This window comes from Kamptonema formosum PCC 10802 (assembly GCF_000332335.1).
Classification (GTDB): Bacteria; Cyanobacteriota; Cyanobacteriia; order Cyanobacteriales; family Oscillatoriaceae; genus Oscillatoria.
The window spans coordinates 4,598,135-4,621,708 of the sequence record NZ_KB235948.1; the positions used below are offsets into that span (position 1 = coordinate 4,598,135).

The 23,574-nt window shown below is 54.7% G+C and carries 22 protein-coding genes and 1 pseudogene; 14 read left to right on the top strand and 9 right to left on the bottom strand.

The window, feature by feature from the left end; all coding sequences use genetic code 11:
- Window positions 1–237: 237 nt before the first annotated feature.
- From trxA to OSC10802_RS50390, 3 genes are all read right to left on the bottom strand, one after another.
- Window positions 238–591 (bottom strand): thioredoxin, encoded by a 354-nt coding sequence (gene trxA, locus OSC10802_RS0119990; RefSeq protein ID WP_017718544.1) that lies wholly within the window; start codon window positions 589–591, stop codon window positions 238–240.
- Window positions 592–845: 254 nt separating this feature from the next.
- Complete coding sequence (locus tag OSC10802_RS0119995) at window positions 846–2,009, bottom strand: GuaB3 family IMP dehydrogenase-related protein (RefSeq protein WP_017718545.1); 1,164 nt, start codon at window positions 2,007–2,009, stop codon at window positions 846–848.
- Window positions 2,010–2,071: 62 nt separating this feature from the next.
- A complete protein-coding gene (locus OSC10802_RS50390) occupies window positions 2,072–2,260 on the bottom strand; it encodes a hypothetical protein (RefSeq protein ID WP_155968111.1) in 189 nt (62 codons plus the stop codon).
- A 285-nt stretch (window positions 2,261–2,545) separates the two neighbouring features.
- On the opposite strand from OSC10802_RS50390, the gene OSC10802_RS0120000 reads away from it, so the two are divergent.
- From OSC10802_RS0120000 to OSC10802_RS0120010, 3 genes are all read left to right on the top strand, one after another.
- Window positions 2,546–3,259 (top strand): Uma2 family endonuclease, encoded by a 714-nt coding sequence (locus tag OSC10802_RS0120000; RefSeq protein WP_017718546.1) that lies wholly within the window; start codon window positions 2,546–2,548, stop codon window positions 3,257–3,259.
- Window positions 3,260–3,525: 266 nt separating this feature from the next.
- Window positions 3,526–3,900: a VOC family protein gene (locus tag OSC10802_RS0120005; RefSeq protein ID WP_017718547.1), complete on the top strand. Its 375-nt coding sequence runs from the start codon at window positions 3,526–3,528 to the stop codon at window positions 3,898–3,900.
- Between the two features lie 244 nt (window positions 3,901–4,144).
- Window positions 4,145–4,372: a hypothetical protein gene (locus OSC10802_RS0120010; protein WP_017718548.1), complete on the top strand. Its 228-nt coding sequence runs from the start codon at window positions 4,145–4,147 to the stop codon at window positions 4,370–4,372.
- Window positions 4,373–5,070: 698 nt separating this feature from the next.
- Here the strand turns inward: OSC10802_RS0120010 and OSC10802_RS47775 are convergent.
- The 4 genes from OSC10802_RS47775 to OSC10802_RS55735 all read right to left on the bottom strand — a co-directional run bounded on the left by OSC10802_RS47775 (window position 5,071) and on the right by OSC10802_RS55735 (window position 7,299).
- Window positions 5,071–5,286: a PEP-CTERM sorting domain-containing protein gene (locus OSC10802_RS47775; protein WP_026098655.1), complete on the bottom strand. Its 216-nt coding sequence runs from the start codon at window positions 5,284–5,286 to the stop codon at window positions 5,071–5,073.
- Between the two features lie 670 nt (window positions 5,287–5,956).
- Window positions 5,957–6,511 (bottom strand): hypothetical protein, encoded by a 555-nt coding sequence (locus OSC10802_RS44615; protein ID WP_017718551.1) that lies wholly within the window; start codon window positions 6,509–6,511, stop codon window positions 5,957–5,959.
- A gap of 57 nt (window positions 6,512–6,568) precedes the next feature.
- Complete coding sequence (locus OSC10802_RS0120030) at window positions 6,569–7,180, bottom strand: hypothetical protein (RefSeq protein WP_017718552.1); 612 nt, start codon at window positions 7,178–7,180, stop codon at window positions 6,569–6,571.
- Window positions 7,177–7,299 (bottom strand): hypothetical protein, encoded by a 123-nt coding sequence (locus tag OSC10802_RS55735; protein WP_017718553.1) that lies wholly within the window; start codon window positions 7,297–7,299, stop codon window positions 7,177–7,179. The genes OSC10802_RS0120030 and OSC10802_RS55735 overlap by 4 nt, the downstream gene beginning before the upstream one ends.
- Window positions 7,300–7,782: 483 nt before the next feature.
- Here OSC10802_RS55735 and OSC10802_RS0120040 point away from each other — a divergent pair, with 483 nt between their 5' ends.
- The 11 genes and pseudogenes from OSC10802_RS0120040 to OSC10802_RS0120095 all read left to right on the top strand — a co-directional run bounded on the left by OSC10802_RS0120040 (window position 7,783) and on the right by OSC10802_RS0120095 (window position 22,604).
- Complete coding sequence (locus OSC10802_RS0120040; RefSeq protein ID WP_026098656.1) at window positions 7,783–10,191, top strand: endonuclease MutS2; 2,409 nt, start codon at window positions 7,783–7,785, stop codon at window positions 10,189–10,191.
- A gap of 186 nt (window positions 10,192–10,377) precedes the next feature.
- Window positions 10,378–11,130, top strand: a complete 753-nt coding sequence (locus tag OSC10802_RS0120045; RefSeq protein WP_017718555.1) for a class I SAM-dependent methyltransferase — start codon at window positions 10,378–10,380, stop codon at window positions 11,128–11,130.
- Window positions 11,131–11,445: 315 nt separating this feature from the next.
- Window positions 11,446–12,063, top strand: a complete 618-nt coding sequence (locus OSC10802_RS0120055; RefSeq protein WP_017718557.1) for a DUF3038 domain-containing protein — start codon at window positions 11,446–11,448, stop codon at window positions 12,061–12,063.
- 38 nt (window positions 12,064–12,101) lie between these two features.
- A complete protein-coding gene (locus OSC10802_RS53100) occupies window positions 12,102–13,976 on the top strand; it encodes a DUF4335 domain-containing protein (RefSeq protein WP_017718558.1) in 1,875 nt (624 codons plus the stop codon).
- Between the two features lie 522 nt (window positions 13,977–14,498).
- Window positions 14,499–16,706, top strand: a pseudogene (locus OSC10802_RS44620) (tetratricopeptide repeat protein); the annotation flags it as partial.
- A 189-nt stretch (window positions 16,707–16,895) separates the two neighbouring features.
- Entirely contained in the window at window positions 16,896–18,716 is a 1,821-nt protein-coding gene (locus OSC10802_RS41000; RefSeq protein WP_369797125.1) for a CHAT domain-containing protein, read from the top strand.
- A gap of 136 nt (window positions 18,717–18,852) precedes the next feature.
- A complete protein-coding gene (locus tag OSC10802_RS0120075; RefSeq protein WP_017718561.1) occupies window positions 18,853–19,218 on the top strand; it encodes a hypothetical protein in 366 nt (121 codons plus the stop codon).
- On the top strand, window positions 19,211–20,836 hold the full coding sequence (locus tag OSC10802_RS0120080; protein ID WP_017718562.1) for a tudor domain-containing protein: 1,626 nt from the start codon (window positions 19,211–19,213) through the stop codon (window positions 20,834–20,836). Before OSC10802_RS0120075 ends, OSC10802_RS0120080 begins: the two co-directional genes overlap by 8 nt.
- A 196-nt stretch (window positions 20,837–21,032) precedes the next feature.
- On the top strand, window positions 21,033–21,449 hold the full coding sequence (locus OSC10802_RS0120085; protein ID WP_017718563.1) for a hypothetical protein: 417 nt from the start codon (window positions 21,033–21,035) through the stop codon (window positions 21,447–21,449).
- A 195-nt stretch (window positions 21,450–21,644) separates the two neighbouring features.
- On the top strand, window positions 21,645–21,980 hold the full coding sequence (locus tag OSC10802_RS0120090) for a hypothetical protein (RefSeq protein WP_017718564.1): 336 nt from the start codon (window positions 21,645–21,647) through the stop codon (window positions 21,978–21,980).
- Between the two features lie 336 nt (window positions 21,981–22,316).
- Complete coding sequence (locus OSC10802_RS0120095; protein WP_026098658.1) at window positions 22,317–22,604, top strand: YiaA/YiaB family inner membrane protein; 288 nt, start codon at window positions 22,317–22,319, stop codon at window positions 22,602–22,604.
- Between the two features lie 107 nt (window positions 22,605–22,711).
- On the opposite strand, the gene OSC10802_RS0120100 is transcribed toward OSC10802_RS0120095, so the two are convergent.
- Both OSC10802_RS0120100 and OSC10802_RS0120105 read right to left on the bottom strand, forming a co-directional pair.
- Window positions 22,712–23,161: a ferredoxin gene (locus tag OSC10802_RS0120100; protein ID WP_017718566.1), complete on the bottom strand. Its 450-nt coding sequence runs from the start codon at window positions 23,159–23,161 to the stop codon at window positions 22,712–22,714.
- Entirely contained in the window at window positions 23,161–23,547 is a 387-nt protein-coding gene (locus tag OSC10802_RS0120105; RefSeq protein ID WP_017718567.1) for a DUF1257 domain-containing protein, read from the bottom strand. Before OSC10802_RS0120105 ends, OSC10802_RS0120100 begins: the two co-directional genes overlap by 1 nt.
- Between the last annotated feature and the right edge of the window lie 27 nt (window positions 23,548–23,574).

Below are 23,574 nucleotides of genomic sequence, written 5' to 3' on the forward strand. Positions count from 1 at the left end.
GTAAGGCGGGGAAAACAGTTTTGGGGAGCGCAGGCGCTGTTGCTGCGGGCTCAGATATAGCAGCAGTCATATTGGTTTGGACACGCTATGGCCTAATATGACCTGCTGCTATATCAGAGGTTAGGGGCGGGTTTATCGGTGTTGTAGCTGTGTGGCACTCTTTGTCGGTGTTCCCGCCCCTACATCATGTTAAACTCCAAGTCCTTTCCCTAAGTGCCTACTGCTATACCTACAAGTCTAATCCTCTAGATCCCCCCTAGTGTCTAATTGTATATGTTTTTCCAGCGTAGCCGCCAGTGTGGTTTTGGGAACTGCACCGACCACCATATCAACCCGCTGCCCCCCTTTAAAAATCATCAGTGTGGGAATGCTGCGGATGCCATACTGGGTTGCGACAGTGGGATTCTCGTCTGTATTGACTTTGACCACCTTCAACTGGCCGTCGTACTGTTGGGCGATTTCATCCACGACGGGAGCCACCATCCGGCAGGGCCCGCACCAGGGGGCCCAAAAATCGACTAAAACCGGCACTGAACTATCGAGCACTTCTTGCTTAAACGTGGAGTCTGTAACTTCTGCGGCTGCTGACATGCGTGACAAGACCTCTATACGTTGTCTTTTAGTAGGATAGCCATTGTAGCATCTAGGCTGGCTCTAGGCTGCTGCCCAATGGAAATTAGAATGTCTCTTCTTAAGGAACCGCCCGAACAGAGTCCGGGCGGAGTGTGGTGTGAGGAGTGAACGGAAACATGCGTCTCCGCTTCTTTTCTATTGTAAGCTACTCAATGCCCTGATGCCCTCACCTGGCGGGAAATTTTTCCCCGTCCCGGTGGCTGGGAGCATATCTACTTACCCATACCCAGCTGCTGGGCTTTCTGGTAGACTTTGCCTTCCGTCAGCAGGGAGGGAGCGATCACCACCTCAACCTGCTGCATTTCCCTGATATCCTTGGCTCCCAAGGTTCCCATACTGGTTTTGAGCGCCCCCAGGAGGTTGTGGGTGCCGTCATCGAGCTGTGCGGGCCCGCGCAGGATTTGCTCCAGGGTGCCGGTGGTGCCGACGCGAATGCGGGTGCCTCGGGGCAGGACCGGGCTCGGGGTGGCCATGCCCCAGTGATAGCCGCGTCCGGGCGCTTCTGCCGCTCGGGCAAAGGGCGAGCCAATCATCACGCCGTCCGCACCGCAGGCGATGCACTTGCAGATGTCCCCGCCGGTGATTAACCCGCCGTCAGCTATCACCGGCACATAGGTGCCGGTCTGGCGGTAGTAGTCGTCGCGAGCGGCGGCACAGTCCGCTACAGCCGTCGCTTGGGGTACGCCGACGCCGAGAACCCCCCGAGAGGTACAAGCCGCACCTGGCCCGATGCCCACCAGCACGCCCGCCGCACCGGCTTTCATCAAGTTGAGGGCGACCGAGTAGGTGACGCAGTTGCCCAAAATCACCGGCACCGGCATTTCTTGGCAGAATTTCTCTAAATCCAGCGGCGTCACCGACTCCGGAGACAGGTGCGCCGTTGACACCACCGTCGCCTGCACGAAAAATAAATCCGCACCCGCTTTGGCGACGGCTTCCCCATATTTGCTCGCCCCTGCCGGTGTGGCGCTGACTCCGGCAATCCCTCCCTGGCTCTTAATTTCTTGAATCCGCTGCTCGATGAGTTCTGGTTTAATTGGTTCGGCGTACAGCTGCTGCATCAGGGTAACGAACTCGTCCTTACCCACAGACGCGATCTTGTCCAGCACCGGCTCCGGGTCAGCGTAGCGCGTTTGGATGCCTTCCAAGTTGAGCACCCCCAGCGCCCCCAATTTGGATAACCCCACTGCCATACGCACATCTACCACCCCGTCCATTGCGCTGGCAATGATGGGGATTTCCCGCTCAATGCCCCCAATGCGCCAGCGGGTGTCTGCCAAACTCGGATCGAGGGTCCTAGTCCCTGGGGCTAGGGCGATTTCATCAATTCCATAAGCTCGGCGAGCTGTCTTGCCCCGCCCAATTTGAATATCCACTCTGACTCGTTCTCAAGACTATATCTAAGCTAGGGTATCAAATTTTGCGGACAGCTTTCTTTTTACTTTGTTACATCTTCTCTCACTTGCGGGAGGAAAGCCCGCTCAACGCGCTCGCCAGGCAAACCGTCAAGATGTGTGAGGCTCGCTGGAGAGCACCGGGAGCCGGCAGTCGGGTTCGAGAGCGCCGGTGAGGCGGTAGTTGGGGTCGAGCGCCGGCACGCCCTCGCCCTTGTGAAGTCAAACCTCACCCCCCAACCCCTTTCCCCGCAAGAGAAGCGGCAGACATTCCCCGCTCAGGGGGGCTACTGTTTACACACATCTTGGGTATGTTACCACACTAAGCCCCTCACGCCCCCAGCCCGCCTCTCCCACAAGGGGAGAGGGGGGAGAAAGAGGTTCTTCCAACTTCATAGAAAATTGGCATGACTGGGGATTTGTGTGTAAAGCCTAGCGCAGGGGAAAGAGGGTGCGGTGAGTCTCGGAGTAGCACCGGCAGCTCGCACTATGTCACAATCTCAGAGAAGGAGGTAACTATGCCTGAACAGCAACAAAAGCCCTACTGCACCCCAGAAGAATATTTTGCCCTAGAGTCAAAGGCCGAGTATAAAAGCGAATACCATGCCGGTGAGATAGTCCCGCTAGACCGGGAGGAGGAGGATATGTTCGTACAGACAGACAAACGCTACACCCCAGAGGAATACTTTGCCCTCGAAGAAACGGCTGAGTATAAAAGTGAATACCACAGCGGAGAGATAATCCCCATGACAGGCGGGACAACTAATCACAACAAAATTGCCCTAAATCTTAGCGCCCATTTAAAATTTGCTTTACGGGGTAAAGATTACGAAATATATATGGGCGATGTGCGCTTGTCGCTTCCGCGCTATGGCCGCTACGTCTATCCAGATATCATGGTCATTCAGGGGAAGCCGGTGTATGAGGGAGCCGGCACCACTACAGTCACCAATCCGCTACTGATTGTTGAGGTCCTGTCCAAATCCACGAGCAACTACGACAAAGGGGATAAGTTCCTCTATTATCGCTCGCTCCCTGATTTGAGGGAATATGTTATGATTGACCAATACACCTATCATGTTGAGCAGTTCGCTAAAACTTCTGAAGGGCAATGGTTCTTGAGTGAGTTTGAATCTGCGGATGCCTTGCTGTCACTCTCTTCGGTTGAGTTCCAAATTCCCTTGAGTGAGATTTATGAGCGGGTGAATTTTGAGGAGAGTGGGGAAGAGTGAGGAACCGCCGCCGTGAAGGAGCGCCAAGGAATAAGAGAGGGGAGAGCGCCTGATATATCAGGTTATTTTTGCCTTCTTATGAAGTGCCGGCAGGCTCGATGATTTTGCCATTTTCACAGGTGGCGGTGCGTAAAATAAGAAAATTATGCGCTCCTTAAGGGCCAGTCGGTGGGGCTAAAGCCCTACTACAAACCTGGATACCCAGGGGATAACGAGGGGATAAAATAAATTTGCTATAAAAGGATAAGATTTGTGACTTTTTATTTATGAAGTTGAAGCGATTGGGCCACGTTGCCATCTGTGTGCGGGACATCGACAAGGCGGCTGAATTCTACCGCAACTTGGGCATGGAGGTGGTGTGGAAGGATGCCGACTGGGCTTACCTGAAGGCCGGTGAGGATGGGCTGGCCCTATTGGGGCCCGGTTACAAGCAGGCAGGACCGCACTTTGGGTTTATCTTCAGCGATCGCGCTGAGATGGAAAGCGGTTACCAGCAGCTGAAGGCAGAGGGGGTGGAAGTCACCCGCATTCACGATCACCGGGATGGCACTGCTTCTTTTTACGGTCGCGATCCCGACGGCAATTGGTTTGAGTATCTTTACGAACCGGCACCGGCAATGGTTGCCAGTAAAAGCGCTTAACGCTGCCGGTGCGGAGAGCAAAGATGAAGGAACAGTAAAGGAGGGGTCGCTCCCCGTGAGGGTGCCGCCCTTCGGGTTTCCCGCGCCCCACACAGCCGTGGGGCGTGAGGATTTTCTCCCTCCTCCGACCTATTCTCTTTACAGAAATATTATCTTTAAGTTGGGTGGATTAACTGATGTCAAGCAGGCGGCGCTTGTCTTAGGCTGAAAGAAGCCTACAAAAGCAAAGTTAACGCCTTCTCCTATGCGCACCCTAACCGCCCCTTCAGAAGCATCTGCTATCCCCCTGACTAAGCAAGACTGTCAAGCGCTAGACGACATGTTTAACAGCGTTGACCTCCAGCAGCTGACCTGTCTTGAAGCTTTTTTCAAAGGCGCGTTTGTCCCTCAGCTCGATCCTCTGGAAAAACCAGCATGGATGGCCGGCAGCTCCAGTTCTGTCATGGGGAACTTTATAGATTGCGGTTATTAAAGGAAATTTTAGATGAGTGTGCTCTACAGCTCCCGCGCGCACTGGTACGCTATAGCCGGTCTAATTGAGCTGTGAGAGGTATGTTTTTTAGAAACTGCTATAGACGCGCTTTCTCGGCGTACCCGTTGGGCAGACGCCAAGAATGCCAAGGGAAGAAAAGAGAGAGGCTCTCAAAAATTATTTAGAACTGCTATATATCTTCAGGGTTTATCGCGGGAACGGCTACTAAAGCTCGCGCCGGTATTTTTCACCGGCACATCAGCGGCTGAGTTGAAAAAAGTTCAGCTTTTTATGGCAAGTTGAGACAGATGGCTTTTGTTCCTCTGGCTGAAAAGGCTTTCCTGCCCAAGAGTGGGGTGCGCCGGCAATAGGGCGCTTTCTCATTGAAGCTAAGCTGCCTGTTTCTCCAGAAAAGATTTCCCGCAATCAAAAGCTGGCACTTGGAGCCGACATGACTTACGGACAGTTCGATTCCTTCACTTGGGAAGCTGCCTCAACATCATAAAAACGCCCAGACTTATCCTAGCGGTAGCCGAATCTCAATTGATATCTATATTAATGATAACTCCTGGCTTTGTTTCTAAAGCGGAGATAATTTCAAAGTTGGTGTCTGGCGAGTTCGACGCATGCTAGCTGGGGGAGACACACTCCCCCAGCGCAGCGATGTTTCGCGCTTCAAACCTTTCTTTTAAAGCTTCTTACGCTTTTTTTGACCGCTTTTTTTTGTTCAGCCAAGCTCCAAACATCATTGTCATTCCTAAACCAGAACCCATCACAGTGGTGGGTTCTGGAACCACCTCATTTTTCCAACCCCACGAAATACCGTTATAAATCGTGACTTGCTTTGGCGCAGTTGGCTCAACCAGGTAGAGTTCAGCAGACCAGTAATGGTTATACTGAGGATACTGTCGCAATGGACCGTCTACAAACTCATTTTCAGCTAAGTTCAGAGCAACAATAGTTGGAATAAGGTCGTAGAACGGGTTATCCTGTGTCGGGGGTACATCAATCCTATCCTCTAGATCGCCATATGTATTAGTTAGGCTGCTGTGATTATTGACTATCCGCTGAATCCAGTGAAGTTCGCTGTTTTCAGATGTTAGATCGCCATCACTGGGACGGAAAAAAGTTGCAAATTTGCCCCTATTTTTATTCCAAAATTATGGAATTGGTTTATAATAGCCTCGTACTTTTTAATCTCAAAACTCCCATTTAAGTCGCTAGTAACTGAATTAAAAGTCCAGCTAGGAAAAGCATAACGCAGCCTTTCTAGGAATATTGGCGTACCACCTACAGGGGTTTTAGTAATTGACGAAGGAGCCAGATCCACAGAAGCTTTGTATCCGCTTACCGTGTAGGCATCCGAGGGAATGTATGAAACACTTGCTCCGGGTTGAGAGGGTGTAATATTGAAGGCAAAACTAGACCGACTCGTCAACGCGACTAACAAGGTCGTCGTCAAAAAAACTAGGGGATATTGTCGCGATTACATTTTTCCTATTTCCTTTATGCAACAGGTTTCAAAAAAAGATATCCGTGTTTTTTCAAATCCGTCCTAAATGGCAATTGGAAGGCTGTTTCGGTTCAGGGATGGACTAGGCGGATTTCCCTAAAGGGAGTAATTGCCGCACCTGTCCAGATACCTTCTAAGGTCGCGGGGTTTCCTGTTTTAGGGGCTCTCAGTTCCCGATCATAGATGTATGCTGTTGCTTTAGAGTTGACATATCTCAACCGAACCTGATAACTGCCTGGAGCGAGATCCTTAACATCCCAAACGCCGCCATATCCGTCAGATCCTCCCAACCGAAGCTGGTTATTCTGCCAGAACAGTTTTGCGTCTCGAATGAAAGTCACACTTTCCCCCGGTTGAGCTAGCGGAAAATCAACTTTTGTCGGCGGAACAGTCCAATTTATGGCTGCACTCAGTTCTAGTATTTTACCATTCGGTCCCACAATTTCTGCGTCGGGGGTGTCATAACCGCTGAAGCGAAGCGGGGTTTGCGTATTGTTAGTAATCCTCAGAGCAAGTAGCGCAGAGGTATTAGCACCAGGCTGGTTTTCTGGAATCGGCAAAATCGCCTCCGGCAACAGCGTTTTAAACCGGAGTCCATCCGCTTCTACCGCACTGCTGTCAGTCAATACGGGAGAAACTAGGTGAAGTTTTGCGAGCTTCGTAGCTACCTGAAGAGGCGAAATTTATTCTACTTTTTTTACTTGCCTCGTTTTAGAATCATAGCATCTTCCCACCCCACCCCGGCTGTGATATGTGAGCCGCAGCTGATATGTACTGGGAGCTATATTGTCAAAAAACCACAAGTAGCCCAGTTTGTCACTCGTTTTGAGTTTAAGCTTGCTATTCTCCCAAAAAAGACTTGCCACCACAGCTAAATTCATCCTCTCTTTTGGCTGGAGTAACCAGCAATCATCTTTTCCAGTCTTGCTTTGCCTGTCTCTCTTTCGTTGGGGCTGTAGGGGATGACTGTTCGAGCCGATGAGTTCTGGTGCAAGACTGTTAAACAGGGTTAAGGGAAAGGGCGTTTGCCTGTTGTTGGCAAGCACCGCCCAGACCATTATATCAGTGTTGGCACCGGGCCTTTTTTCCGGTATGGGCAATACAAAGTATGGCAACATTTCCAGACGGATGCCATCCACTTCCACCGCAGTGCTGTCAGCCGATTCTCCATAAATCAAAGCTGATCCCCTCTCAATTGGCAAATCTGCCGGCGCATTAGAGCCTCTCGGAAAGGCAACAGGTGCCACTCCCCCCAACAGAGCTAAAGCGAATAAAAATAGTACAAAATGCTTCATATTTCCCCCTCGCTTTTTACTTCCGCCACCAGGAAGGCGAGCGCAACAGGAGAGGGAGGGAAATAGCTTAAGGAAAGCCCCTGCTCTGTCAGGTTGCCCAACAACCAAAACCGCTCCACTGACGCACCTCACACTTTTCGTTCAAACCCAGATAATAACGCTCAGACAGATCCCAGCAGGAGCGGAATCTAGATTGAATATAGATTAATTATAACTTCAGGCTCCTGACGCCGGTGAGTCTAGGTAATTTTTTGATTTTTATGTCGAAATTGCCGCAGACCTCCGCCCTGGCCTCAAATCCGCACCGGCCAGTAAATTCTCACTCCGGGCAGTTGACAAAAAAAGAGAGTCGAGCTATAATAAATAGCCATTTTTAGGGGCGGTGGGGCTAAAGCCTAACTACAAACGGTGGGGCTAAAGCCCAACTACAAACGGTGGGGCTAAAGCCCAACTACAAACGGCTGCCGGCCCTGACAGTACATCAACCGTGCCAGGTTTCAGCCGGCAAGCTAAAATAGAGTCTGGGTTTCGCCTGCAACCGGCGCACTGCCATCTTAAAATTACTTAATAACACCCTTAAATTGAAAGTCAGCCTTCAAAATTTGATTGAATCGGAAACTCTAGAACTTCTCGAATGGCCCCGCCTGTGCCAGCACCTGTCCACCTTTGCTGCCACCAAGCTGGGCGCAATGGCTTGCCGCAATTTGCCCATACCGGCAGCCCTCGATGAAACCCAGCAGCTGCTAGCGCAAACTCGAGAAGTTTACCTGCTCGAAAGTCGCCTCAGCGGAGGATTGACATTCGAGGGAATCAGTGATATTGGCGACTCCCTGGAGCGGGCGGTGCTGCAAGGCATCCTGTCTGGGGACGAGCTGCTGGCCATCGCGACCACCCTAGCCGGCGCGAGACAGCTGCGCCGCACCATCGACGCCCACGAAGACTTGCCGGCGCTCAACGCCCTGGTGGCGGACTTGCGCACCTATCCAGAAATCGAGCAGGAAATTCACCGCTGCATAGACGAGCGGGGACGAGTGGCCGACCGGGCCAGCCCCAAACTGGGGGGCATTCGCATGCAGATGCGCCAGATCAGGGACAGGATCTATCAAATCTTGCAGGGCATCATGCAGCGACAGGCGAATGCGATTCAGGAACAGCTGATCTCCCAGCGCGGAGATCGCTTCGTCATTCCCGTGAAAGCGGGGCAAAAAGAATCGGTTCCCGGCATTGTCCACGACACCTCGATGAGCGGTGCCACCTTTTATATTGAACCCCACGCCATCGTGGATTTAAACAACCAGATGCGCCTGCAGGTCCGCCAGGAGCAAGCTGAGGAAGAAGCCATCCGCCGCGCCCTCAGCCAGCAAGTGGCTGCTGCCGGGGCGGACTTGGAGCGGTTGCTGGCTACGGTGACTATCCTCGATATCGCTACCGCCCGCGCCCGCTACAGCCTGTGGCTGGAAGCCAACCCGCCGCGATTTATAGATCGCGGCACCGGCACGGAAAGCCAGAAAGGCGAGACGATCGTCCTGCGCCACCTGCGCCACCCGCTGCTGGTGTGGCAGCAGCAGCACGAACAGGGCTCGCCGGTGGTGCCCACTGACTTGCTGGTCGGGCCCCACATCAGGATTGTGGCCATCACCGGCCCCAACACCGGCGGCAAAACCGTCACCCTGAAAACCCTGGGGCTGGCCGCACTGATGGCCAAAGCCGGCCTGTTCGTGCCCGCAAAAGAGCCGGTGGAACTCCCCTGGTTCGACCGCGTTCTGGCGGATATCGGCGACGAGCAGTCCATTGAGCAAAGCCTCTCCACCTTCTCCGGGCACATCCGCCGCATCACCCGCATTCTCGACGCGCTGACGGAAAATTCCCTGGTGCTGCTCGATGAAGTCGGTGCCGGCACTGACCCCACTGAGGGCAGCGCTCTGGCCATTGCCCTGCTCCAGCACCTGGCCGGCAGCGCCAGCTTGACCGTCGCCACCACCCACTTCGGCGAGCTCAAAGCCCTGAAATATCAGGATGACCGCTTTGAAAACGCTTCCGTGGAATTTGATGATGTCAGCATGCAGCCCACCTACCGCCTCCTGTGGGGGATTCCGGGGCGCTCCAACGCCCTCACCATCGCCAGCCGGCTCGGAATGCCTGCCGAAATTGTCGAACAAGCTCGCTCCCTCACCGGCACCGGCGCGACGGAAGAAATCAATCAGGTGATTGCCGGTTTGGAAGACCAGCGCCGGCGTCAGGAAACCCGGGCCAAAGAAGCCGCTGAGCTCGTCAAGCAGTCCGAGCGCTTGCACCGCGAGCTCTCCCAAAAAGCCGCCCAACTGCAAGAGCGCGAGCAGCAGCTCAAACTCTCCCAAGAACAGGCGGTGCGAGACGCAATTCTAGCTGCAAAAGCGGAAATTGCCGCTGTCATCCGCCGGCTGCAGCAAGGTCCCGCCACCGCAGCAGACGCCCAGCAAGCCACCGAGGCGCTGGGTGACATTGCTGACCGGCACTTGCCCTCCCGCTCCTATCCTGAACCCAAACCCAAACCCGGGTTCCGCCCCCAAGTCGGAGATCGGGTCCGCATCCCCCGCCTCGGACAGACGGCTGAGGTGCTCAGCGCCCCCAATTCCGACGGCGAGCTCAGCGTGCGGTTCGGGCTGATGAAAATGACGGTATCCCTGACCGATATCGAATCCCTCGAAGGGGAGTTTCCGGAGATGCCGGTGAAACCCAAACCCGCACCGGCACCGGCACCCGCACCCGCCGCCCTCCCCACCGTCCGCACCTCCTACAACACCCTCGACCTGCGAGGCAGTCGCGTCGCGGATGCGGAAATTGAACTCGAACGCGCTATTGCCCAAGCGATTCCCACCAGCGGCGCTGTCTGGGTGATCCACGGCAAAGGCACCGGCAAGCTGCGCCAGGGCGTCCACGATTTCCTGGAGCAGCACCCCCACGTCGATCGTTACGAACTCGCCCGCGCCGAAGATGGAGGTGCCGGTGTCACCGTTGCCTACCTCCGCTAACCCCACCAGGGGAGAGGGGTATAACCCACCTCCCCTCTCATCGTCTTTCTTGGCGTCCTTGGCGTCTTGGCGGTTCATTCCTATTATTTCCCATCACCGCAGGTAGAGGGGGAGACACCACACCCCTCTCCTGTCTTGGCGTCCCCACACGGGGGCGGTTCATTCATTCCTGTATGAGGTATTCTCGTGACCGAAGAACTCTATCCCCCCATCGAATTGATTAAAGCAGTTGGCAGCGGGGGGATTAATAATTTTAAGGAAATCGGAGAGGAGTTCTTGCGGTATTTTGTGGGACTTGCCGGCTTGCAACCCCAGGACAGGGTTATGGAAATTGGCTGCGGTGCCGGTCGTATGGCTCTGCCCCTGATAAAGTATTTGAAGGATGGGGGGAGCTATGATGGATTTGATATCGAGCCGGCGGGAGTGAGTTGGTGCCAGGAGAATATTACTCCGAAACACCCCAACTTTCGGTTTCACAGGGCTGACGTTTACAATAAGCAATACAATCCGGCGGGGGAGATTAGAGCGGCTGAGTACAAGTTTCCCTATCCGGATGCGAGCTTTGATTTTGTGTTTCTCGCCTCGGTGTTCACGCACATGCTGCCTGAGGATATGGAAAATTACTTTTCTGAGGTGGCGCGGGTTTTGAAAAAAGATGGCCGGTGTTTGAGCAGCTATTTCCTGCTCAATGCGGAATCGCTGGCGGCGCTTGAGGCGAAAAAGCTGCGGTTTGATTTTAAAGATGTTGGGGGCGGGGTGTGCCGCGTGGCTGAGCCGCTTGTGCCGGAAGCGGCTGTGGCTTATGATGAGGGCTACATTCGCGGGCTTTATGAAAAAAATGGCCTGCGAGTGGTGGAGCCGGTGTATTACGGCAGGTGGCCAAAGCGGGAACAATTTTTGAGCGGACAAGACATTATTATTGCTCTCAGGCTGGCTTGAAGGGCACTGGGCACTGGGCATTGAGGATTTTGGATGCAAGGATTTTGGATGCAAGGATTTTGGATGCAAGGATTGGGGATTGATTGCTGCGCGCCATGCCCCATGCCCCATGCGCCATGCCCTCTGCCCCATGCCCTCTGCCCCATGCCCCATGCGCCATGCCCTCTGCCCCATGCCCCATGCCCCATGCCCCATTCCCATATATAATAGAATTTGCCCCTTGTTTAGTCCAATGGGGGAGAGTGGTGGTAAACTGCTGCCAGCCCTGAGGAATTTGGTATCAAAAGTTGTAACAGGGATGCCAGTGCTATTTCTATGGCCTATTTTGAAGCTATGCGCCAAAGCGTGAAACCCACCGCGCCAACCCCTAAGTCGCAACCCAAGTTGCAGGAGTTGGCGATTGCTGATGCGCCGGCACCGGCGCAACTGGACAGCATCAAAGCCCACATAGATTTAGTCCTGCTCGCCCTGGAAACGCTCACCGGCATCAGTACGTCCGCGATGCTGAGGGCGGCGGCGGAGCTGAAAATCGAGTCGATGGTGTCGGATAGGGTGGCGCTGTGGCGGTTGCGCCAGTCTTCCCCTTTGCGCAAGGGGGAAGGGGGGCGGAAAAAGCTGGATGTGGAGGAAGCTCGGGGTTTGGTTTTAATCTGCTGTCACCTGGCAAAAGAGCACCAGGAATTAATCCGCCGCGCCGTGGCGCTGCTAGAACAGCTGGCGGAGCAAAACCGCCCGCCCCACGAAGCAGCTTTGCTAGGAGACTATATCGATAATTTTTGCAACACCTATCAGCAGCGTATGGAAGAGGGAGACAGTGTGTCTCCTGATACGCTCTCGCATCTAGCTCTCAAACTTCTGATAGATTTATTGTTTTATAGCGGCCCCAGCGGTTCCCGCCGGCTCTGGCTAGCCCTCCACGATCGGGCGCGGTAAGTCAATCCAACTTCTAACATCTAAACTGTAATATTGAAATGGTTCTCCGACGGTACACGCCCCCCACTTGCACGCTGGAAATTGTGGCGAAAGGTTCGTCTCGCTTCCGGTGGGCTGGCATTTCGGCTTTTAAAGATCTGCAATTTGAGCTTCACTTTGACGCGCCCCAGCTGCCGGAAGAACAGCAAGTTACGATTCGGGGCGACAGGGCTCAACTCGACGCCCTGCAAGAGGCGGTGAGCGCCTATGTGCGGCAATTCCTCAGTGACTCACCGGCAGGAGAAAAAGCGGTTGAGGGGCTGACAAAAGCGGAGGAAAATGGTAAGGAGCCGCCACGCGCGGCGCAGCCGGCAAGCCGAGTGGAGGTGGAGCTGGAGCCTACCGCTTGGGAGCTTGACGCGCTAGGGGCGGCAGCGCCGGTGGAAGTTGTGGCTGAGGGGAGTGGGGAGGATTTGCCGCCGGCGGAGCCGCCGGCGGAGCCGCCAGAAGCGCCGGCGGCGGAGGTGGGAAGGAGTGAGATAGCACAGAGGGAAGCCACCGGCATCTATCTGGTGCGGCGGAGTTTGGTGGTCCATGAGCTGTTTTTGGGCTCGCTGGCGACGGAGGGAACCGGACCGGCAATTAACCTGAGTTCGCTACAGCTGTTTGATTTGGCGACGGCGCTCGATGAGTATACGGCAGATGTGGTGGGAGCGCCCAGGGAGAGGGTTTTCAACTGGCTGAAGCAACCGCCGCTGTGGGCGAAAACGGTGGCGGTGGTGGCGGTAACGTTGGGGGTGGCAACTGCGGGGCTGAAGCTGGTTGAGCGCCAGTACGCCCAGATGGCGGCACCGGCAGCCCCGCCACAGCCGGTGGCGCAGCAACCGCCGCCGGCTCCCGCACCGGCAGCACCGCCGGCACCGCCGCAGGATCTGCTCGGCGATGCTGTGCTGAAGTTGCCGAAGGATGGGGCAATGCCCCCCACTCCGCCGGCAGCTGGGGCAGTGGCGTCGAAACTGCCTGCCCTTCCCGTGCCGGCAACCTCTGTACCGCCTCCGCTAAAGCTGCCGGCAGGCACCGTCGCCCTGACGCCGGGCTCTTCACCACCGGCACCGGCGAGGGTGGCAGTTGCGCCCCCACCGGCTGGGCTCAGGAGAGCCATGCCGGTCCCACCGCCAACGTCTATACACGTTCCCGCCCCAGCACTGCCCGCGCCGGCGGCTGAAAGTGCCCTCCACGAAGAGATTCCGCCGCTGGCTGAAGGGGAGGGGGGGGCGCTCCCCAGTCTGGGCGCGCCTGCACCGCCGGTGGGCGAGCCCGAGGTGGCGCTCTCTCCCAGCGCCCCGCCGCCCAGTGCAAGGGCAAGTAGCGCCAGCGATCCCGCACCGGCACTGCCCCCGATTCCGGGATTGCCTGACGGAGAGGGGGCAGTGCGGGGCAAATCCCCGGAAGTGAGCCCGCCGGCACCTGGGGCGGTGCCGGTGCCGGCAGTTGGGGAGATGCCGGTGCCGGCACCCCACAGCGCTTCCCCGCCAAGGAGTGCGTCTGGGGTGACGCCCCAGCAGGCACCGCAGAGCGCATTACCGGAAGTGAGGGAGCCCAGTGCTGGAGAGGCGAGCAAGTTGCCTGAGTCACAAACCGGCACGACTTCTCTGGAGATGCCGCAACTGGCAGAGGCGAGGAATTATTTCGCGCAGCGGTGGAGACCGCCGCTGGGGTTGAAGCAACCTTTGGAGTATACTATTTCAGTGAATGCCGATGGGTCTGTGGGGAAAATTAGTCCCCGGGGGCAAGCGTCTCATCAGTTTGTGGAAAGCACCGGCATGCCGGTGATGAACCAGCCGTTTGTTTCGCCGGTGAGGGGAGGCGAGCCGGTGAGAATTCGCGTGTTGCTCAAGCCTGATGGCGCGGTGCAGACGCTCGTTGAGCCGTGATAGCAAGGGCTATAATTAGTAGGGTGCGTTAGGGAGAGTGCGGCACCCTAAAAGTTTTATGGTTCGAGTTCTGAGCTCCATCGTTCGAGTTCTGAGCTCCATCGTTCGAGTTCTGAGCTCCATCGTTCGAGTTCTGAGCTCCATCGTTCGAGTTCTGAGCTCCATCGTTCGAGTTCTGAGCTCCATCGTTCGAGTTCTGAGCTCCATCGTTCGAGTTTTGAGCTCCATCGTTCGAGTTTTGAGCTCCATCAGTCGAGCTCTGAGCTCCATCGTTCGAGCTCTGAGCTCCATCGTTCGAGCTTGGAGCTCCATCGTTCGGGAGCATCCCGTTTTTGCTATGGTAAATGGGCCCTGGCGATTAGAAATCGCGGCTATACAGACAAAGCCCGCCTACGCGGGCTAAAGTCGGGTGGGATCAGCACGACGAGTGCCGGCGACGTGAGGGCAAACTCGATTGCTGGTTGATTCCAGTCATGGCGTGTGCTATAATAATTCTGTCTGCGGATAGATGCAACCGGCACCATGAACAGCCCACGCCAGCAAGCCTACCACCAGCTCATCCACGACTTGCTCACCTGCGAGAGCCGGCAAGAACAAGCCATAGTGAGCGCTCACCCCGACTTGATTGATGCCGAGTTGGCGAGGTTAATGGAAATCGAGGCGGCAAATCTGGAACAGCGGGGCGAGGGAGAAGCCGCCAGCCGGTTGCGAAATCTTGCCGGTCAGTTGTTTACTCCCCCTAACCCCTCCGTCAGCGGCGAGGAACAAGAAATCGGAGTTCTCTTTTTGATGGAGCTATTGCGGGCAACGGCGGAGAGTGACGCGAATCCCGAAGTAGTCTATCCTATTTTAGTACAAAACTTAGATAAAGTCAATGATAATTTAGCCCAAATTTTGCGGGAATGGGCAACAGACACCCTGGCAGAGGCAGACGGGCAATGGGCCAGAAATAAAGCCGTTGATATTGTCAATTTCAGTAACTTGATGCAGCGGTTCCCCCTGGGAAGCATTGCCAGCAACAGGGAAATTGCGATTGCCGGCTACGAGGTGGCGCTGAGAGTTTTGACCCGAGAGGCATTTCCCCAAGGCTGGGCAATGACGCAAAATAATCTGGGGGCTGCTTACCGCAACAGAATCACCGGAGATAGGGCGGAGAATCTGGAAACGGCGATTGCGGCTTATCAGGCGGCTTTGCAAGTTTACACCCGAGAGGCATTTCCCCAAGACTGGGCAATGACGCAAAATAATCTGGGGAATGCTTACAGCGACAGAATCACCGGAGATAGGGCGGAGAATCTGGAAAGGGCGATTGCGGCTTATCAGGCGGCTTTGCAAGTTTACACCCGAGAGGCATTTCCCCAAGACTGGGCAACGACGCAAAATAATCTGGGGGCTGCTTACAGCGACAGAATCACCGGAGATAGGGCGGAGAATCTGGAAACGGCGATTGCGGCTTATCAGGCGGCTTTGCAAGTTTACACCCGAGAGGCATTTCCCAAGACTGGGCAACGACGCAAAATAATCTGGGGGCTGCTTACAGCGACAGAATCACCGGAGATAGGGCGGAGAATCTGGAAACGGCGATTGCGGCTTATCAGGCGGCTTTGCAAGTTTACACCCGAGAGGCATTTCCCCAAGACTGGGCAGCGACGCAAAATAATCTGGGGATTGCTTACAGCGACAGAATCACCGGAGATAGGGCGGAGAATCTGGAAAGGGCGATTGCGGCTTATCAGGCGGCTTTGCAAGTTTACACCCGAGAGGCATTTCCCCAAAACTGGGCAACGACGCAAAATAATCTGGGGATTGCTTACTGGAACAGAATCACCGGAGATAGGGCGGAGAATCTGGAAAGGGCGATTGCGGCTTATCAGGCGGCTTTGCAAGTTCGCACCCGAGAGGCATTTCCCCAAAACTGGGCAATGACGCAAAATAATCTGGGGGCTGCTTACCGCAACAGAATCACCGGAGATAGGGCGGAGAATCTGGAAAGGGCGATTGCGGCTTATCAGGCGGCTTTGCAAGTTTACACCCGAGAGGCATTTCCCCAAAACTGGGCAACGACGCAAAATAATCTGGGGAATGCTTACCGCGGCAGAATCACCGGAGATAGGGCGGAGAATCTGGAAAGGGCGATTGCGGCTTATCAGGCGGCTTTGCAAGTTTACACCCGAGAGGCATTTCCCCAAGACTGGGCAACGACGCAAAATAATCTGGGGACTGCTTACAGCAACAGAATCACCGGAGATAGGGCGGAGAATCTGGAAACGGCGATTGCGGCTTATCAGGCGGCTTTGCAAGTTTACACCCGAGAGGCATTTCCCCAAAACTGGGCAACGACGCAAAATAATCTGGGGATTGCTTACTGGAACAGAATCACCGGAGATAGGGCGGAGAATCTGGAAAGGGCGATTGCGGCTTATCAGGCGGCTTTGCAAGTTCGCACCCGAGAGGCATTTCCCCAAAACTGGGCAATGACGCAAAATAATCTGGGGGCGTGCTTACCGCAACAGAATCACCGGAGATAGGGCGGAGAATCTGGAAAGGGCGATTGCGGCTTATCAGGCGGCTTTGCAAGTTTACACCCGAGAGGCATTTCCCCAAGACTGGGCAACGACGCAAAATAATCTGGGGACTGCTTACTGGAACAGAATCACCGGAGATAGGGCGGAGAATCTGGAAACGGCGATTGCGGCTTATGAGGCGGCTTTGCAAGTTTACACCCCCACCGCAGATCCGATAGAATGCCTGAGAAGTGGGCGCAACCTCGGCAACTTAGCGTTTGCTGAGAGCTGGTGGGAACTTGCTATGCGCGGTTACGATGCAGCGATTCAAGCGGTGGAACAAAGTCGGGAATGGGTGACATCGCCGCGACGCAAGCGGGAGATACTGGAAGACGCCCTCGATGTTTATGAGAAAATGGTGCGAGCCTGCATTAGCGCCGGGGAGTTGGAATGCGCCCTAGAAACTGTCGAGCGCAGCAAATCCCGCCAACTGGTGGAACTCCTGGCGAATGCTGAGCTCTACCCCAAAGGCGCACCGGCACAACTCACGCAGGAATTAAACCAACTGCGCCGGCGCATTTCCGCCGCCCAGCAATTTTTGGCAGAAGTAGCGGGGGAGGAGAAAGCTGCCGGCACCTCTGGCAATCTCACCACGGAGTACATCCAACAGCAGCGGCAAATCCTGGAAGAATCCCAGCCCCAGCTAGACAAACTCCTCAACCAGATTAAGGAATTCGATCCGCAATTCGCCCTCACCCAGCGAGTCGAACCCATCACCTTTAAGGAAATCCGCCCGCTGATTGACTCCGAGACAGCCATTCTAGAGTGGCACATCGGCACACAGGGCTTCCAAACCTTCATCATCACCGGCAACACCTTGGAAGTGGTGCAGTTTGCCGGCGAAGAGTTGCAGCAGCTACAGGCGTGGAAGGATACATATCTCGGTGACTACAACCCGCCTCGAAACGAAGACGAATCTGAAAAAGACTGGAAGAATCGGAAAAAGAAGAGACTGGACGATTGGATAAACCAGTTAGAACCCCGTCTCAGCCAGCTTGCCAGCATTCTTCACCTGGATCGGATTATTGCCAAAATTCCCCCAACCTGTAGCCGGCTAATTCTGATTCCCCACCGCTATTTGCACCTATTTCCCCTGCACGCACTGCCGGTATCCCCAACCTGCAGGGGCAACGCCCAGCCGGCGACAAACTTGGAGACGGGGGTTACTAACACCCAGGGCGAAGCATTCGCGGCGACAAACTCGGGTGGGGAGACGGAGGTTACTAGCGCGAATGCTTCGCCCCTACAGGGGTATTGCCTTCTCGACGAATTCCCCGCCGGCGTGCGCTATGCGCCCAGCTGCCAACTCCTGCAGCTAGTGCGAAACCGCAAGCGATCCGCAGGGGTTCCGCGTTTTCTGTTTGCCATCCAGAACCCCACCAAAAACTTGAAGTATGCTGAGAGAGAAGTAGAAGTTATTAAACGGGATTTTGACCCCCACACCCGCATCCTGACGGGAGAACAAGCCACCAAAACCGAGCTCCAGAAAAACCTGGACATCCTGCGGCGCACCGACACCGCCCACTTTTCTTGTCACGGCAAATTTGAGGTGGGGTTTCCCCTATCCTCCTCCCTGATTCTGGCAGACTCCCTCTTGCCCACTGGGGGGGAGGCGGAGCCTCCCGCAGAGCATTCCCAGGCGGAGCCTGGGAACGAGGAGAAAGTGGAAGAGGGAGATAAGCGGTATCTCACCTTGCGCGATGGGCGAAAAGTCAACCCAGAAAGATGCCTCACCCTGCAGGATATCTTTGCCTCCCTGGAATTGCCCCAGTGCCGGCTTGTCACCCTTTCCGCTTGCGAAACCGGCTTGACAGGTGCGGCGCAAGGGATTGATGAATACATTGGATTGCCCAGCGGCTTTTTGTATGCCGGCAGTCTCAGCGTCGTCAGCAGTCTTTGGCGCGTAGACGACTTTGCCACGGCGGTTTTGATGATAAAATTTTATGAGTGCTTGCGGGGCGGCGACTCTGGCGAGTCTGGCGTGCCGGTGGCGCTCAACACAGCCCAGACGTGGCTGCGCAATGTCACCAAGGAGGACTTTCTCAACTGGGTAACAGGTTTGGGCTTACCTAAAAGATATAATGAGGAAGCGCAACTGTGGGTTGACTGCTCCCCTGATGACAAACCTTTCCACAAACCGCAGTATTGGGCTGCCTTCGGCGCGATTGGGCACTAAAAACACTCCCTCTTACTCCCCCTCCCCGCGTGCGGGGAGGGGGCTGGGGGTTGGGGTTCACCCGGCAAATGTGCCACGCCGGATTTTTAAGTCCTAACCCGCAAACAATCTACCAGAAAACCCGGAGAATGCCCTTATGGAACCCGCAATAACCATCGCTGTTTTTCTGAAATGGCTGCAAGACAACCCAGCCATCTTTCTGCCAAACGCTTGGAAAAACTTGCCGCAGCTAGAGTCAAACCTTACCGACTTTGCCAATGACCCACTTTTCTCGACAGCCCAGAGCATTACCAAGTGGTGCGCCCAGAATGGGCTAGGAGAAAAGCTCAGACATACGGTTGCTCGTGGGCGCACGGATATTGAGGATCTGCCAGAATTTGATACCAGCGATACAGGCGTAATAGAAAATATCGTACCGACACTGCGCTCAAGCATTCAAGAAGCCTACGAAACCCTCCAGAAAGAAGCTGAACAGCAACAACCGGGCAGTCAAAATGACTAACAAAATCTGGGCACCTAATGCCCACTTGTTTGCCTACCACCTCCACAAAACCCTAGGATCTGAGGTAGAGAATCCCCACTCCCTCTGGGAGAGATGCAACAGCATTCTACAGCAACTGGGCATTACAGCGCAACTCGACGCCTCCAACTTATCCAGCTACCAAAAAAAAGAACCCCCCGGCAATCGGGTAAACCTGCTGCAGAAAGCAGCCGTTGGCAACCGGCGCTCACTCCCCTTCGAGAAAGAATCCCAACAGGGTGTCAAAATCAAAGGATTTGTCTCTCCCCTGCGCATCCGTGACAGCTATGCCCTCGCTTTTAATATCCGCATTCCCGAAGAAGACGCCGGCAAGCCAACCGAGCCGGTAAATACTGCCATCTTCCAGGAGTTTAACCCCAATAACTGTTTACTTCCCACGCCCACGCCGGTTAAAAATTCCCTAGGGCAAACCCTGCTGATTACCGCCTCGCTCACCGTCGCCCAAAAGCAAGAAGCGCGGGGAAAAGATAGCCAATTCCTGCGAAAGCTAGCAAGCGAGTGCCTGGAAAAGCTCATCCCAGAACCCGAAAACCGGCCCGCCTTCTCGCGCCAGGGGGAATTGTTCGGCAGTCCTATATTTGAGTATAGCAGCAGTCAGGGGGATTCATCCTGCCACATCCTCGTCTGGCTGTTCTCCCATCCAGCCACGAGCGAAAAGTTCGCCGCGTGCTATAATGAGTTACTCGATTTGTTCTTCTACCGCAATAAGATTGTCTATGTCTATCAGGAGAGCCGCAAGATTTCTCGGGTAACGCGGAGTGAGTACGAGAAGATAGAGGAGCGGATTGAGACGATTTTTCGAGGCTTGCCCCAATCCAATTATAGCAACAAAGGCCGGTTGAGTCAAGAAAACCTGGAATCTCTCAACAGTGAACTCATCGAGATGCCGGTGCGTGCGGTGGAGTACGCACGCTTGCTGAGAGATTTGCAATTCCGGCACCACACCATTGAAATCAACGCTGGCAATTACGCCGAGAAAGTTGCTACAATAAAGGAAAGTCTCGCCTCCGATTCCAAGTATCCGTTTGAGCCGACAGTCCCCTTCTTGGAAACCTTCGGCCAAGAAACCTGCACGTCTTATCAACAGCAGATAGTTGCCGATTTGGGATATTACGGGCACGGCTCAGACTTGCTGGACAAAGCGATTGCCTCCATCCGGGGCATCGTGGAAATTGAACAGGCTCGCCTCGACCGCGAAAAAGAAGACAGGTTGCAAGAGAAAGAAGAGCGTGATAAGATAGAAAAGGAAAAAGAGGAAGACCGCGAAAAGGAACGGGAGCGCAATTTCCAAATCGCCTTAGCAGCTGCCGGCTTTGGCGTCGGTGTTGGGGGCATCGTTTCCTCCTGCTATCAGCAGATCAGCCCGGAGAAACCGATTCTGTTGCCGGTGACTTTTCCCCAGATTAAATTGCCTTTTTCTTTCCCGCCACCCCATCCGTTCACCGTATCCGTCACCCTCAGCATCGCAGCCGGTTTATTAGCAGCGGGAGTTGCGGCGTGGGTGACTCAATTCTGGCAGAATAGGAGCGAAAAGCAGGCACAAAAGAAACAGAGCGATTCTACTGCCGGCAGTAAATAAACAAAGCGATTGGCGTCGCACCCACACGCCGGAGGAAGAACCCGGCAACTCCAAACCCCTGCGCACGGCTGCCGTTTACACACATCTTGGGTATGGCACGCTTCGCCCCTCACCCCCCCAGCCCCCCTCTCCCACAAGGGGAGAGGGGGGAGAAAGAGGTTCTTCCAACTGCATGGAAAATTGAGTTCAGAGGGATTTGTGTGTAAACAGAAGCGCGCACGGAGAGGGGAAGCAAGAGGGGATTTTCGCTGGCGTGGAAATCTTGCCGGTGCCAATCGCGGGAAGTGGGGAGTGCCGGCACCGGCTCTGCAAGCCCAGCGTTCTTGTCCTAAACTGGACTGTCCATTGCTATAATGACACACAGCCTGTAGGGGCTCGCTTCCGTGCCAGCGCCGGTTTCGGGCTGTTTGGCGTTTTCTTTGCAAACACTCTCAGAGACAAACGTTTGCCGAGAAGCGACTTGTGGCGTGCCGGTGGCGCTCAACACCGCGCCGGCTGGCGCAATGCCACCCAGGAGGAGTCTCTCAACTGGGGAACAGCTTTGAGCTTAGCTACAGTATACGATCCGCCAGCGCAACGGCCTGAAAAAGTGCCGTTGAAGTCATGTTTGTAACAGACAGCAGATATTTAAGCAGTACGAAACAAGGAATGAAATCTCCCCCCTAACTCAACTTCCTCTTCTCCTCCCTCTGCGCCCTAGCCGTAGTGCAGCTTATAAAAATCGCTCCTAAACTCGCTCCTCACACACAACAGTATTTTAACGCTCTAACCAGCAACAGAGCCCCCAGAATCCCGGAGAATCCCCCTTATGGAACCCACAAAAATTATAGCAGTTTTTCTGCACTGGCTGCAATACAACCCAGTCATCTTTCTCCCCCAAAGTTGGAAAAACTTGCTACAGCTAGAGGAAAGCCTCGCCGACTTTGCCGATGACGAACTCTTCCCGGTAGCCCACACCCTCAGCAAGTGGTGCGCCAAACATGGACTTGAAGAACAGCTTAGAGAGGCGGCTGAGCACACAGAACTCGACCAGATGCTAGAAGTCGATCTCACCGGTGCCACGGAGATAGAAAATCTCGTGCCGGCGCTCCGCCAAAGCATTATGGAATGCTACGTCGCCATCCAGACAGACGTTGAGCACTAACGGACGAAAATTCTGCTATAGAAATAGACAGTCAGTTTAGGACAAGGCATCTGACTTGCTAGTAGGGATAGGGACAGGCGAGACGCCTGTCCTACGTCCTAATAAGAGCTGAAAAACCGCCCCGCCGGCACCCCGCCAACCCGCAAGCCGGTGGGGAACAGCCCAGACGCAATTAATCAACTCTCTACAATAGGCTGCCGGCACCTCCCCAGCGCACCGGCACTGTGCCAGTTTCAAAAAGTGTCTGCATAACGGGAATCCAGCCGAGAGGCAATGCCTATGATTTAAATGAAATATATTTGCGCTGCACAAATACAGCGGGAGGGTGGGGAGGCTATGCAAAATATAACACCGGCTTCTCAACAAACACACAGCGCCGCTTGGGTATTTCAGGCTTGGGCGTCATTTATCATTTCCCTTACTGGCACCACAGCCGGGATCTTCTACTTACCTGTAGATGGCTGGGTCAAAGGCTATATGGGCATGGGTTTGGTGTTCACCGTTGGCTCGACAATGAGCTTGGCGAAAACTGTCAGAGACGAGCATGAAGCTAAGAAAATTGCCGCTCGCATTGATGAAGCCAGAGTCGAGAAGTTGCTTGTCGAGCACCATCCGCTGAAATAATCCCCCAACAGAGGACAAGAAACCCGGTTTCTTAAAGAAACCGGGTTTCTAAAGATTTGGCGAGCAACTTTTGTGGGTGGCGCAGCGCAGGCCAGAGCGCCTGTGCCCTACTTGCCCTGTTTGCTCTCTTTTTGCCGGCGGCGGTTAACCGAAACCACAGAATGATCTATCGGAAATCCCGCCACAGGAATCACCTGATACTTGCGCTCCTCTTCCAAGCGTTTGAGTTCCGTGTAATCGATCCAGTGGATGCAATCAACCGGACAGGTATCAATCGCTTCTTGGATTAGCTCTTCCGGATCGCCATCTTGGCGGATCGCGCGGGAGCGACCGTAGTCGGGCTCAATGTAGAAAGTGTTGCGGGCGACGTGAGCGCAGTGCTTGCAGCCAATGCAAGTCACCTCATCCACATAGACCCCTTTTTGGCGCAACGCACCCCCCAGTTCCGGCTCAAAGCCAGAACGATCTGGCGCATTGCGCAAAGCACCTCCTAACTCCGGTTCAAAACCCGACCGTTGCGGATCGTCTTCAGAAGCCGGTGGAGTGAAGTCAGACATTAAGCACTCCAGCGTTGCAGCACTAGGCGGATGGAGCCGTCGGCGTTCTTTTGCTGTTCAGCCAGCTGGAAGCCTTGCTTGGAACTCTCACCCACCACAGTGTGGTAAGCGTAGCGCTGGGTCACCATGTTCAGGAAGCGATCCACAGAGGGGGCTTGCTGCCAGAATTGCAGGTCAGCCACCAATTCGTACTCAGCGCCATTCCAGCGGAAGCCGACATCGTAACCGTTTTCCTGCTCAATGACAACCTCAGCGGAGTGGGTTTGACCGCGATAGCCTCTCACCTCTTTTGGGCCGGCTTTCCAGTCAATCCCTAAATCACTGAGAGCGGCTTGCAAGGAGGTGAGATTGCGGATTTGAGTTTTGATTTGGCTAAAGTGGGACATAGTTGCTTCCTAAGTAACAGAGTGAAT